The sequence below is a fragment of the Halorubrum marinum genome, assembly GCF_048381195.1.
Lineage (GTDB): Archaea > Halobacteriota > Halobacteria > Halobacteriales > Haloferacaceae > Halorubrum.
This window is the reverse complement of record NZ_JBLWMM010000004.1, coordinates 409,587-420,611: the sequence shown is the minus strand read 5'-3', so window position 1 is coordinate 420,611 and position 11,025 is coordinate 409,587. Positions and strand designations below refer to the sequence as shown.

Sequence of the window (11,025 nt, the reverse complement as noted above, 5' to 3'; positions counted from 1 at the left end):
TGTTGAGTCCACGAGCACTAACAGACCGAAGCCACAGTCATACGGCACTGACACCACAGTTCGTATGAGTTCAGGCGGTAACTGGATCGCACATATACACGGTCAGACGGTCGAGAGACTGGAACCACCGACACAGGCGTCTCGCTACTCACAGGAGTAGGGAGTCTCGGTTCAATCCCGAGAGTCGGCGTAAAGGCGGCCACAGCGGTGGGGCGACACCCGTACCCATTCCGAACACGGAAGTTAAGCCCACCAGCGTACCGGGAAGTACTGGAGTGAGCGATCCTCTGGGAACCGCGGTTCGCCGCCTACCCATTCATACGGGGCGATTGCCCCACACAAGTTTTCAAGCCCACGGACACCGCGTCCGTGGGCTTGTTGTATTTATCGAACGGGCGTTCCCATCGCGACCGCCTGAGCGCATCAATAACTGTCTTCTGATGACTTTCAATATTGAGAATACTACCCATAAGTTTATAGATTTTGTCGCTGAAGCTAACGTAACGATGGCCGTTCCGACAGCGCGCGACCGAAGTGTTACGATGCGCGTATCCGGCGGTGAACGGTCGCTGGTCCGCAATGGTCGGGCTCCGGAACAAGTGGTTTCGGTGCTGTTCGATACGGGAATCGAGGAGTGGCGTCGCGGATGGCGCAGCTCAACCAACTCGGTGCCGGTTCGAGAAGCGCTCGTCTCTGCGAGCGACCTCACGCGTGGGGCGACGGCGACGACGCAGGTCGTACCCAACGGACAGCTTGCGTACACTGTCCTCGGTGCACCGGTAGACGTTGATCGAGTGCTTACAGCCGTGACCGACCATCTCACCGGAGTCGACAACGCAGACGTTCACGTGATCGTCGACGACGTAAACCCGCTTTTAACCGACAAGGGACTCACTGCGGCTGAGAGATTCGTTACCGGGCTCCGTGACGGACTGCCTGAATCCGTTGGCGATATCACACTGGGTTGTTCGATCGGTCCGAACACGGACCCCGGACTCGCGTCGCTGCTCGAGAGCGTCGACGTGGTAGAGGGGAGTAACCCGGTAGTGGTTGAGAGTATCAAGCACCTCCGTCAAGAGGATCCGACGACGTTCGGGTACGTCCGGAGACACTGGGCTGAGGCCCAACGCGGGATCGATGCCTGTGGCCGGAACTACCCGCAGGCGAAACAGATCCACGCGACGCTTTCGGACGCCGAAACGACGCCGCGAACGCTGGGTGCGACGGTATCCGGATTAGTGCGACTCGGCGTCCTCGAAACGTGGAGCGAAACGGTCGGTCCGACTCGATACGACCTCACCGCATACCGACCGGAGCGCCTGTGGGATGTTGGAGTTGTGTTCGCTGCCTCGTCGTCTGATTCGGACGATGAACTAACGACACCGACGTAACCGGTTGTTCTCGATCGAGTGGGTCACGTACCGGCATCCTCCGATGGTGACGGAAGACGGAGGTTATGAGAGACAACGGTCCCGTCGGGAGAGAGTGAGACGGTACCGAGCGTAGCGGTGTCACCGGTCTCGAAGCGACTCGCTACCGTTTCGAGCACCTGTTGCTGATCCAACTGTTCCCAGACCGTCTCGGCGACGAGGGATTGGAACGCCTCCGGATCGGTCCAGCCGGAGTCCACGTCCGAGGGGACGTGTACGACGAACCGAAGCTCGTCAGCGGTGAGGTGGATCCCGACGCCGAACGTATCCGCACACATAGTCGAATGTTCGCGGTGCGTGGGGAAATTCCCGTCGGACGGTCGATCGACCGCTCGGAAGGGTCCCGAAACCGGTAAGCGGGTCCGCCGGGAACCGACACCGAAACGAATGGGAAGCGATCCACGCGTACCACCGAAGGCGGGACTCGTCATCGCCGTCACCGCAGTGAGCGCTGGCGCGGTGCTGGTCCGGTTGAGCGACGCGCCGAGTTCGGTGGCCGCGTTCTACCGCGTGTTGTTCACGACGCTCCCGCTGCTTCCGATCGCCGTCTGGCGGTACCGCGATCACTTCGCTCGCATCACGCGACGCGATTTGGCGTTCGCGACCTGTTCGGGGGTCGCACTCGCACTGCACTTTGCGGCCTGGTTCGAGAGCCTCGACTGGACGAGTGTCGCCGCCAGCGTGACGCTGGTGCAGTCGCAACCGGTGTTCGTCGCGCTCGGTGCGTGGCTCCTGCTCCGAGAGCGTGTCACTCGACGGATGGCGATCGGTATCAGCGTCGCGGTCGCCGGGATGGCTGCGATGTCAGTCGGAGATTTCCTCGGCGGCGTTCTCGTCGGTCCGAGGCCGCTGTACGGGAACGCACTCGCGCTGTTCGGTGCCGTGATGGCTGCCGGATACGTCCTCGCTGGTCGATCCCTCCGTCAGAGAGTCGCACTCGTTCCCTACGTGGTGGTCGTGTACGGAGTTTGCACCGTCTCGCTGCTCGCAATCGTTCTCGTCGAGGGACATCCGCTCGGCGGGTACCCGGCACGGGAGTGGGCGATATTCGTCGGATTGGCGGTTGGTCCGGGACTGTTCGGACACACCGTGTTGAACTGGGCGCTCGCTCACGTGGAGTCCAGCGTCGTCTCTGTCTCGCTCCTCGGTGAACCGGTCGGCGCGACGATCCTCGCGTTGGTCTTCCTCTCGGAGGTGCCGACGGCGATAACGGTGGCTGGCGGTGCGGTAGTGCTCGCCGGGATCGCGCTCACCTCGTCCGCCAGCGGGACGTAGTCGTCTCGGCGTCGACTTGCGACGCACCCTCGAGACACGCCGCTCTCGACGATGGTCCGGCCTCCTGAGCGACTACCGTTCGAACCGTGCAACCGTTCGTCGGTGTCGATCCCGGAACATCCCCTCGAACCCGACCTTCGCGAATGGGCCAGCGATGTCTCCGAGCGCTCCGAACGGCAGCCGATACGCGACGGTATCGACGAGCAGAGTCTCGTCGCCGTCGGCGTAGAACGCGTGGGTGTGTTCCCACTTCCGGAACGGTCCGCCCACCATGTCGTCGACGAAGTGTGCGCTCGACTCCGCCGAACTCTCATCGTCGGGATCCCGTTCGACGATCCGTGAGGTCCACCGCTGGCGCGGCCCCACGCCGAAGGGACGCATCGACATTCGTATCTCGGAGCCTTCGAGGAGAACCTCGGGATCCGGGGTCCCGTCGGGTCCCTTGACCTCGTCGACCCGCAGGTGCATCCAGTCGGGTGTGAGCGCTCGGAGTCCGTCGATCGTCGAGTGAAACGTCCAGACGTCGTCGATGGGGGCGGGTACGCGGGTCGTCCGCCGGTACGTCGGCATGCGCGTCGTAGGGGATGACGAGACAAAAACCCCTCCGCGACACGGCCGATCAGCCGCTACCGAAACCCGCATACGCCCGCCTCCCTACCCACCCAGTAATGGAACGAGGCGCCGTCGATATCGCCGGGCTGGACGGGCCGTTCGACCTCCAAGCCACCGTCGAGAGCGGCCAGAGCTACCTCTGGAACCGCGCCGACGGGAGAACGTACGAGGACCTCCACGCGCACGGCGGCGACGAGTGGTACGAGACCGTTGTCGACCCGATCCCGTCGCTCACCGACGAGCGGGTGCCTCTTCGCGTGCGACAGGAAGGCGGCGTTCACGACGGAACGCTTCATTGGGAGTCCACGGGCGACGCGGTCCCGATCATTGAGCACCTGTTTCGCCTCGACGACGACCTGGATGCTATCCTCGACGCGACCCCAGACCTCCCCCTCCTCGAACGCGCGTACGACGCCTACGAGGGGATGCGGTTGACCCGCGACCCGGTGTTCCCCTGTCTCATCTCGTTTATCTGTTCGGCACAGATGCGGGTCGCGCGGATCCACGGGATGCAGCGGCGATTGCGGGAAACGTACGGCGACGTCGTCGAGCTCGACGGCGAGGCGTATAACGCGTTCCCGACGCCGGAGCAGCTCGCCGCGCGGACGGAGGCGGATCTCCGCGACTTGTCTTTGGGATACCGTGCGCCCTACGTTCAGCGGACGGCCGAGATGGTCGCGACGGGTGAGGCGGATCCGATGGAGGCGTCGGAGCTTCCGTACGAGGCGGCCCGCGAATCGCTGACGCGGTTCGTCGGCGTCGGAGAGAAGGTCGCCGACTGTGTGCTGCTGTTCTCGCTTGGATTCCTGGAGGCGGTGCCGCTCGACACGTGGATTCGGACGACGATCGAGGAGTACTACCCCGACTGCGATCGCGGTGGGTACACGGAGACCTCCCGCGCCATCCGCGAGCGCTTTGGCGGGACGTACGCCGGCTACGCGCAGACGTACGTCTTTTATTATCTTCGGGCTGGCGGAGAGTAGCGGACGCCGAGAGACGGGCTCTCCGATCGGCGCGGCCGAAGTTTCATACTGGTTCGTGTGGTATGACAAACCGTGATGAACTGTCGAGTCGTCGTCGAAGCCGCCGTTCCCGTATACGACGTCGAGACCGCTGACGAGGCGGTTCGGATCGCCATCTCGAAGACGGGCGAGATGCTGAACCCCGACCTGAACTACGTCGAAATCGAAGCGGGAACGCGCACCGCTCCGAGCGGAGAGGAGCTGCCGCCCGCGTTCGTCGCTGCGGACGAGGCACTCGTCGCACTCGAACTCAGCATGGACGTGTTCAACGTCGAACGCGCGGAACACGCGAGGCGGGTCGCTCGCAAAGAGATCGGACAGCGCCTCCGAAACATCCCGCTTGCGGTCCTCGACGTCGTGGAGATTGAGTCGAAAAGCGACGACGCGGAGAGCGGTGACGACGCCGATGACACGGCCGTCGGCGATACCGCTCGGTAGCGACCGTCGACCCGCCTTTAGCCTTCTCGAAGGTCGCCACTACGTGGCTACTTGTCCGGTAGACCGTCAGTGTGAAGAGTTCGGTTCAGTCTGCGGTCGGGGCCAGCGGCTCCGATTCGGACTCCTGCATCGGTTCGGTGATTCCCTCGGTCAGCTTAAAAACAGCGGCCTTGTGGTCGGTCTTCGATTTGTGAATCGATGTCGGTTTGACGCCGAGTTCTTCGTAGGCTTCGAGGTCAATGTCCTCGTTCCAGAACTCGCACTGTTTTCGTACTTCCGCGAGGAGGCCGTGAAGGTGGATAAGCTCCTGCTTCTTCATGAGTAACAGTCCTTTGCTACCGTAGGTTTATATTATTATCTTGAGTCACGTTACCATACGTGTTTCCCATATCCGGTGTTTGCGGGGCGCAGACGCTGTTTGACGTTATCGATCGGGATAGATCTCGACAGCGGAGCACCGGTCGCTCGGTCACGCGTTACTGGAACTGTTTGACCGCTTCGAGATCGCGTCCGGTTCGCATGAACTCCGTTAGTCGACGGGTCGCGTGACAGGCTGGACAGCTGAAGTTCGACCGTAAGTCTTGGAGATCCGCGGGGTTATCCTGCCACTCCTTCCCACACTCTGGACAGACAAGTCTGACGAACGCGTCCACCATAGCTCACTGTTCACACTACCGGGTTAAAAACGTGAGTGGCGAATTGAACTGAGAACGGTTCCGTGTTCGGCCCGTACGGTGGATCGACGGCAACGCCGCCGTCGTCCGTGCGCTGTCGTCGTCGGTTCAGACCGGCGCTCAGGCAGTCACTCCTTCGCTCGCCTCGAGGAGCTCTTTGTACCGGTTCCGGATCGTGACCTCGGAGATGTCGGCGACCGCCGACACCTGACTCTGCGTCACTTTCTCGTTCGACAGGAGGGCGGCGGCGTACACCGCCGACGCCGCGAGCCCGACCGGCGACTTCCCGCTGGTGATCCCCGCGTCCTTCGCGTTGTCGAGCAGTTCGCGTGCGAGCCGCTGGGTCTCCTCGGAGAGCTCCAGCCGCGAGACGAACCGCGGGACGTAGCTCTCGGGGTCCGCGGGCTGCACTCGCAGGCCGAGCTCGCGAATGACGTACCGGTACGTCCGGGTGAGCTCCATCTTATCGACGCGGGAGACGGCGGTGAACTCGTCGAGGCTGCGCGGCGTCCCGGCCTGTCGGGCCGCCGCGTAGAGTGCAGCCGTCGCGACGCCCTCGATGGAGCGGCCGGGCAGCAGATTCTCGCTCAACGCGCGGCGGTAAATGACGCTGGCGGTCTCGCGGACGTTGTCCGGGAGCCCGAGCGCGCTGGCCATGCGGTCGATCTCGCCGAGCGCCTGCTTCAGGTTGCGCTCTTTCGAGTCGCGCGTGCGGAACCGCTCGTTCCACGTGCGCAGCCGCTGCATCTTCTGACGCTGACGGGTCGACAGCGACTTGCCGTAGGCGTCTTTGTCCTGCCAGCCGATGTTGGTCGAGAGCCCCTTGTCGTGCATCATGTTCGTCGTCGGGGCGCCGACGCGCGACTTGCTATCGCGCTCGCTGGAGTCGAACGCGCGCCACTCCGGCCCGCGGTCGACCGAATCCTGTTCGACGACGAGCCCGCAGTCCTCACAGACGGTCTCGCCGTGCTCCGTGTCCGTCACGAGGCGGCCTTCACACTCCGGGCAGGTGGTCGTTCGCTCGTCGGCGGTCGATTCCGTCTCGTCCGCGGTGGACTCCGCGGCCGAACTGTTCGTTCGATTCCGCTCCGTCGATCCATCGTATTCGTGTATGCGTGTTTCTGTCATGGGTTCTCTCTGATCGAACTCCCGACGGAAATACTGGAGCCGGGCTCGCCGATTCGTTAACTCTTAGTAAGTCTTCTAACTATATAAATATGCCGCATATGCAGATCGACACATTGTGATAAAACCGCGTGAAACCCTCGAATACGGGTACTTTCGTGAACATTCGCCCCGCCGATCTCGAACCGATCGGTGACCACCTGACGTCGATACCATATAAAAATGTACGGGTAACCGACCGCGATTCTGCTACCGGCTCCGACTCACCGGGAACGCCACGCGATCGGGATGTTCGTTAAAACGGGCGAGGATCTGCTCGTATAGTTGATTCCTGACGCGCTGTCCGCGTCGTGGGTGAGTGAGATATCGAACGCGGAGCTCGATCCACGATTCTCCCTGAGCGACGTTCACCGTCGGTCGGTCGTACACTTCTAGCTCGACGGGCGTCTCCGCGAGCGCTTCACGGTACGCCTCGATTCCGGCGGCCATCTCCTCGCCCAACAGGTCCGTCGCCACGTCGGCCATGACCTCGCGCGCGAAGTCGAGGTCGGTCTCGTAGGCGACCTGTACGGCCACTTCGTTCCACACGTACGGCGACCCGCCGCCCCCGAAGTTGACGACGTTCGAGGAGAGTACGACGCTGTTCGGTACCGTCACCACCCGACCGGAGGGTTGATTCGTGGTGACGAGTTCGCCGTTGATCTCCCACAGCGTCGTCACGAGAAAGTCGACACCGATGACGTCGCCCTTCGCGTCGTCGATCTTGACTCGGTCGCCGACGCCGTACGGCTGTTTCACCGTGATGTACACCCACGCGATGAGCGATAGCAGCGGCTGCTGAAGGGCGAACGTGACCGCGAAGCCGATCACGCCGAGCGAGAAGAGCAGCCCGAGCCAGTTCTCCGTCAGCACGGCGAGCGTCGCAACGGTCCCGACGAACCCGAAGGCGAGCCGGAGCACGTTTCGCGTGTTGTGCGCGCGCCGCTTGTTCGTCGACCGCATCAACACGCCGATCGCGAGGAGGTAGGTTCCGTACAGGAGCCCGAACACGGCGACGACGAGCAGCGACCGGCCGACGACCAGTGTCGCCGGGTAGTCGAACAGCTCCGGCCAGTCGGTCAGGGCTTCGGTCGTCGTCACGAGAATCCCGGCGACCGCGGTGATCACGCCGAGGATAACGGACCCGAACCCGATGAGGCGTCTCACGGTCACCACTCACGACGGGCCGCCAAAACGGTTGTGACGCGTTCGATCGTCGCGCTTCGTACGCCGGTCTACTCGTCGACTCCGGCGACGCGCGCGATCGCCCCGGCGAGCACCTCTGTCGCGGCGGCGCAGTCCGCCCAGTCGGTCCACTCTCGGGGGTTGTGCGAGATGCCGTCGCGCGACGGCGCGAACAGCAGCGACGCGTCCGTGACGCGGGCGACGCGCATCGCGTCGTGGGCGGCCCCCGAGTGGAGGTCGATCGCCTGCCGCCCGGCAGCGTCGGCCGCATCGTGTGCCGCCGCCCTGAGTCGCTCGCTCATCGGCGTCGGCGCGACGTCGAAGGGCCGTTCGAGGTCGGTCACGACACCCCGCTCGCGCTCCAGCCGAGCCAGCGACTCCCCGGCCGCTTCGACGATCGTCTCCATCGACTCGGCTTTCACGTCGCGGACGTCCACACCGGCCTCGACTCGTCCCGGGACCACGTTCGTGGCGTTCGGCGACACGGACAGCGAGCCGACGGTCCCCACGGCGGAGGGGCTGTCGCTCGCCGCGACCTCGTTCGCGGCGGCCTCGACGTCGAGGACGAACTCGCTCGCGGCCGCGAGCGCGTCGGTGCGATCGCCCATCGCGGTCGCGCCCGCGTGGTTCGCCTCGCCCTCGATCGTCACTTCGCAGTGAGTGATCCCCGTTATGGTGGTTACGACTCCGGCGTCCGCGCCCGCCGATTCGAGCGTCGTGTCCTGCTCGACGTGGAGCTCGTAGAACGCGTCCCAGCTCGCGGGGTCGATCGCGTCGTCACCGCGGTAACCGATGCGGTCGAGGGCGGCGCCCAGCGTCTCGCCGTCGGGCGCGTCGTCGTCGCCCGTTCCGACCGACCGTGTCAACTGAAGCGCCTCCTCGACGTCGAGCTCGCCGGTGGCCACGGCCGACCCGAGCAGGCCGTTCCCGAAGGTGCCGCCCTCTTCCTCGGTGAAGCTGACGACGCCGATCGGTCGATCCGGCTCGACGCCGGCGTCCTGCATCGCGCGGACTGACTCCAGCGCAGCGTACACGCCGAGCGGTCCGTCGAAGATCCCGCCTTCGGGAACGCTGTCGAGATGGCTCCCGCTCACGACCGGCGCGGCGTCCGGGTCCGCCGAGTCGGGCGTCCACGTCCCGAAGAGGTTGCCGACCGCGTCCACGGCGACGTCGAGCCCGGCGTCAGCGAACCGCTCGACGAGGCGGTCTCTGGCCGCTCGGTTCGCCTCGCTCCCGGTCCGATTCGTTCGGCCGCGCTTCTCCGGGTCGTCGAACTCGACGCGACCGAACGCCGCGTTGGCTTCGATGTCGGCTCGGAGCCGATCGGCGTCGACTGGTAGGTCCATGCACAGTGGGAGCGCCCCGGAGACAAAACGGTTCGCGGTTCGGTTCTCCGCCGCCGTGAGTCGGTCGCTCGTCGGTCGATTGCTGGCAGTTCGATCCCAAAAACACTTATAAACGGCGCGACTGCCACAGACTGTGATGTCCCCGATACTGTTACAGGCAGGCAGCGCAGTCGCCTTCCTGATCGGCATTCTGAGTCTCGCCGTCCACGTGGCAATCATCCTCTGGGTGTACTCCGACGCGAAGGGCCGGAGCGACCAGCCGGCGTTCCTCTGGGCGTTAGTCGCCTTCTTCGCGCCGTTCCTCGGACTCGTGCTGTACTGGCTGCTCGGTCGAAACCAGTACTGAACCACGGCGCCGCTACGGGCCGTCTCTTTTGTAAGGGCTATCGGATGTGTTTCCCGGCGAGCTCCCACAGGCGATCGGCGATCGCGTCGTCGAGCGCGTCCCGCCGCACCCGCCACTGCCAGTTCCCGTTGAGGGTTCCCGGCTCGTTGAACCGGGCGCCGCTGTCGAGCCCGAGCAGGTCCTGCATCGTCGTCATCGCGAGCACCGCCTCCGAGCTCCACACCTCGTCGATGATCTCCCACTCGACCGCCCGATCGCCCTCGCTCCCGACGTTGTACCGGAAGCAGTCTCGCTGGCGCTCCGGGAGGTCCTCGAAGTAGCCGACCCACGTGTCCGTGTCGTGTGTGGACGTGTATCCCACGACGCCCTCGGGGTAGTGCATGGGCTGATACTGGTCGCCCTCCGCACACCAGTCCGCGTACTGCGGCACGCGCATCCCGGGGAAGCCGAACTCGGCCATGAGCTCGTCCATTCTCGGCTCTCCGAATCCGAGGTCCTCCGCCATGAACGGGGCTTGCCCGAGCTCCCGTTCGACCGTCTCGAAGAAGTCGCGTCCCGGGCCGTCGCGCCACTCGCCGTCGGCGGGCCCGCCGTCCGCGGGGATCGCCCAGTACTTCACGAACCCGAGGAAGTGGTCGAGCCGCGCCACGTCGGCGAGGTCGAACAGCCGACGGAACCGAGCCAGCCACCAGTCGTAGTCGCGCTCGGCGAGCCGGTCCCAGTCGTACAGCGGGTTTCCCCAGCGCTGTCCGTCGTCGCCCGCGTTGGGGGGGACGCCGGCGACCGCCGTCGGCCGGTTCTGGTCGTCGAGCTGGAACGCTTCCGGGTTCGCCCATACGTCGGCCGAGTCCAGCGCGACGTAGATCGGCACGTCGCCGACGATAGAGACGCCCTCTTCGGCGGCGATCTCACGGAGGTCGCGCCACTGCCGGTCGAACGTCCACTGGACGAACTCGCGGAACCGCACTTCTCCGGCGTGCTCTTCGCGCGCCGCCGCCAGCGCCTCCGGCTCCCGCGTCCGAAGCGGCTCGGGCCACTCCGCCCAGGTTCCTTCCGGCCGAGCCGACGAGACGGCGCGAAACAGCGCGTAGTCCGATAGCCACGACTCTCGTTCCCGGAACGCGTCCAGTTCCGATTCGGCATCGTCGCCCTCGTCGACCGCTTCATCGAACCGCTCGAACGCGGTCCGCAACAGCGGAAGTTTGTACTCACGGACCGCCTCGTAATCGACGCGATCCCGCGGGAAATCGGGTATCGGTTCGAGGTCGGACTCGTCGAGCCAGCCGTCGTCGACGAGCCCATCGAGATCGACGAGCAGTGGATTGCCCGCGAACGCCGAGGGCGACTGATACGGCGACTCCCCGGCGCCGTCGGTCGTCGGTCCGATCGGACAGATCTGCCAGTGGCCGACGTCGGCGTCGCCGAGGAACGAGCAGAACGCCGCGGCGCCGTCGCCGAGGTCACCGATCCCGTACTCGCTCGGTAGTGAGGTGACGTGACAGAAGACGCCAGCGGAGCGGTCGAATCGCATAC

At 64.8% G+C, this 11,025-nt stretch carries 13 protein-coding genes and 1 rRNA gene; 6 read left to right on the top strand and 8 right to left on the bottom strand.

The window, feature by feature from the left end:
• Positions 1-191 precede the first annotated feature (191 nt).
• Positions 192-313: ribosomal RNA gene (gene rrf, locus ACNSN4_RS08545) — 5S ribosomal RNA — on the top strand.
• Positions 314-440: 127 nt separating this feature from the next.
• Positions 441-1,391 carry a DUF7504 family protein gene (locus ACNSN4_RS08540; RefSeq protein ID WP_418285386.1) on the top strand — a complete coding sequence of 317 codons (951 nt, stop codon included), beginning with the start codon at positions 441-443 and terminating at the stop codon, positions 1,389-1,391.
• 23 nt (positions 1,392-1,414) lie between these two features.
• On the opposite strand, the gene ACNSN4_RS08535 is transcribed toward ACNSN4_RS08540, so the two are convergent.
• Positions 1,415-1,708, bottom strand: coding sequence for a DUF8124 family protein (locus tag ACNSN4_RS08535; RefSeq protein ID WP_418285385.1), 294 nt, complete (start codon positions 1,706-1,708; stop codon positions 1,415-1,417).
• Between the two features lie 109 nt (positions 1,709-1,817).
• Here ACNSN4_RS08535 and ACNSN4_RS08530 point away from each other — a divergent pair, with 109 nt between their 5' ends.
• Entirely contained in the window at positions 1,818-2,705 is an 888-nt protein-coding gene (locus tag ACNSN4_RS08530) for a DMT family transporter (RefSeq protein ID WP_418285384.1), read from the top strand.
• 72 nt (positions 2,706-2,777) lie between these two features.
• On the opposite strand, the gene ACNSN4_RS08525 is transcribed toward ACNSN4_RS08530, so the two are convergent.
• A complete protein-coding gene (locus ACNSN4_RS08525) occupies positions 2,778-3,275 on the bottom strand; it encodes an SRPBCC family protein (protein WP_418285383.1) in 498 nt (165 codons plus the stop codon).
• Positions 3,276-3,373: 98 nt separating this feature from the next.
• Between ACNSN4_RS08525 and ACNSN4_RS08520 the strand changes: the two genes are divergently transcribed.
• Together ACNSN4_RS08520 and ACNSN4_RS08515 are read left to right on the top strand one after the other, a co-directional pair.
• The gene (locus ACNSN4_RS08520) at positions 3,374-4,300 is read left to right on the top strand and encodes a DNA-3-methyladenine glycosylase family protein (RefSeq protein WP_418285382.1); all 927 of its coding nucleotides are present in this window, start codon (positions 3,374-3,376) and stop codon (positions 4,298-4,300) included.
• A gap of 75 nt (positions 4,301-4,375) precedes the next feature.
• Positions 4,376-4,777 (top strand): DUF555 domain-containing protein, encoded by a 402-nt coding sequence (locus ACNSN4_RS08515; protein ID WP_418285381.1) that lies wholly within the window; start codon positions 4,376-4,378, stop codon positions 4,775-4,777.
• 85 nt (positions 4,778-4,862) lie between these two features.
• On the opposite strand, the gene ACNSN4_RS08510 is transcribed toward ACNSN4_RS08515, so the two are convergent.
• From ACNSN4_RS08510 to ACNSN4_RS08490, 5 genes are all read right to left on the bottom strand, one after another.
• Positions 4,863-5,096, bottom strand: coding sequence for a UPF0058 family protein (locus tag ACNSN4_RS08510; RefSeq protein ID WP_418285380.1), 234 nt, complete (start codon positions 5,094-5,096; stop codon positions 4,863-4,865).
• A 157-nt stretch (positions 5,097-5,253) separates the two neighbouring features.
• On the bottom strand, positions 5,254-5,433 hold the full coding sequence (locus ACNSN4_RS08505; protein ID WP_418285379.1) for a DUF7836 family putative zinc-binding protein: 180 nt from the start codon (positions 5,431-5,433) through the stop codon (positions 5,254-5,256).
• Positions 5,434-5,571: 138 nt separating this feature from the next.
• Entirely contained in the window at positions 5,572-6,579 is a 1,008-nt protein-coding gene (locus ACNSN4_RS08500; RefSeq protein WP_418285378.1) for a transcription initiation factor IIB, read from the bottom strand.
• Between the two features lie 246 nt (positions 6,580-6,825).
• On the bottom strand, positions 6,826-7,770 hold the full coding sequence (locus ACNSN4_RS08495; RefSeq protein ID WP_418285398.1) for a mechanosensitive ion channel family protein: 945 nt from the start codon (positions 7,768-7,770) through the stop codon (positions 6,826-6,828).
• A gap of 80 nt (positions 7,771-7,850) precedes the next feature.
• Complete coding sequence (locus ACNSN4_RS08490) at positions 7,851-9,146, bottom strand: Zn-dependent hydrolase (RefSeq protein WP_418285377.1); 1,296 nt, start codon at positions 9,144-9,146, stop codon at positions 7,851-7,853.
• 136 nt (positions 9,147-9,282) lie between these two features.
• Here ACNSN4_RS08490 and ACNSN4_RS08485 point away from each other — a divergent pair, with 136 nt between their 5' ends.
• Positions 9,283-9,492, top strand: a complete 210-nt coding sequence (locus tag ACNSN4_RS08485) for a PLDc N-terminal domain-containing protein (protein WP_418285376.1) — start codon at positions 9,283-9,285, stop codon at positions 9,490-9,492.
• Positions 9,493-9,529: 37 nt separating this feature from the next.
• Here ACNSN4_RS08485 and malQ read toward each other — a convergent pair whose 3' ends face one another.
• Entirely contained in the window at positions 9,530-11,023 is a 1,494-nt protein-coding gene (gene malQ / locus ACNSN4_RS08480; RefSeq protein WP_418285375.1) for a 4-alpha-glucanotransferase, read from the bottom strand.
• Positions 11,024-11,025 lie beyond the last annotated feature (2 nt).

Bases quoted from the DNA above. Each gene is read 5' to 3' on its own strand.
- ACNSN4_RS08525 (WP_418285383.1), bottom strand. From the start codon at position 3,275: ATGCCGACGTACCGGCGGACGACCCGCGTACCCGCCCCCATCGACGAC.
- ACNSN4_RS08535 (WP_418285385.1), bottom strand. From the start codon at position 1,708: ATGTGTGCGGATACGTTCGGCGTCGGGATCCACCTCACCGCTGACGAG.
- ACNSN4_RS08490 (WP_418285377.1), bottom strand. From the start codon at position 9,146: ATGGACCTACCAGTCGACGCCGATCGGCTCCGAGCCGACATCGAAGCC.
- ACNSN4_RS08515 (WP_418285381.1), top strand. From the start codon at position 4,376: ATGAACTGTCGAGTCGTCGTCGAAGCCGCCGTTCCCGTATACGACGTC.
- ACNSN4_RS08500 (WP_418285378.1), bottom strand. From the start codon at position 6,579: ATGACAGAAACACGCATACACGAATACGATGGATCGACGGAGCGGAAT.
- ACNSN4_RS08510 (WP_418285380.1), bottom strand. From the start codon at position 5,096: ATGAAGAAGCAGGAGCTTATCCACCTTCACGGCCTCCTCGCGGAAGTA.
- ACNSN4_RS08540 (WP_418285386.1), top strand. From the start codon at position 441: ATGACTTTCAATATTGAGAATACTACCCATAAGTTTATAGATTTTGTC.
- ACNSN4_RS08485 (WP_418285376.1), top strand. From the start codon at position 9,283: ATGTCCCCGATACTGTTACAGGCAGGCAGCGCAGTCGCCTTCCTGATC.
- ACNSN4_RS08520 (WP_418285382.1), top strand. From the start codon at position 3,374: ATGGAACGAGGCGCCGTCGATATCGCCGGGCTGGACGGGCCGTTCGAC.
- malQ (WP_418285375.1), bottom strand. From the start codon at position 11,023: ATGCGATTCGACCGCTCCGCTGGCGTCTTCTGTCACGTCACCTCACTA.
- ACNSN4_RS08530 (WP_418285384.1), top strand. From the start codon at position 1,818: ATGGGAAGCGATCCACGCGTACCACCGAAGGCGGGACTCGTCATCGCC.
- ACNSN4_RS08505 (WP_418285379.1), bottom strand. From the start codon at position 5,433: ATGGTGGACGCGTTCGTCAGACTTGTCTGTCCAGAGTGTGGGAAGGAG.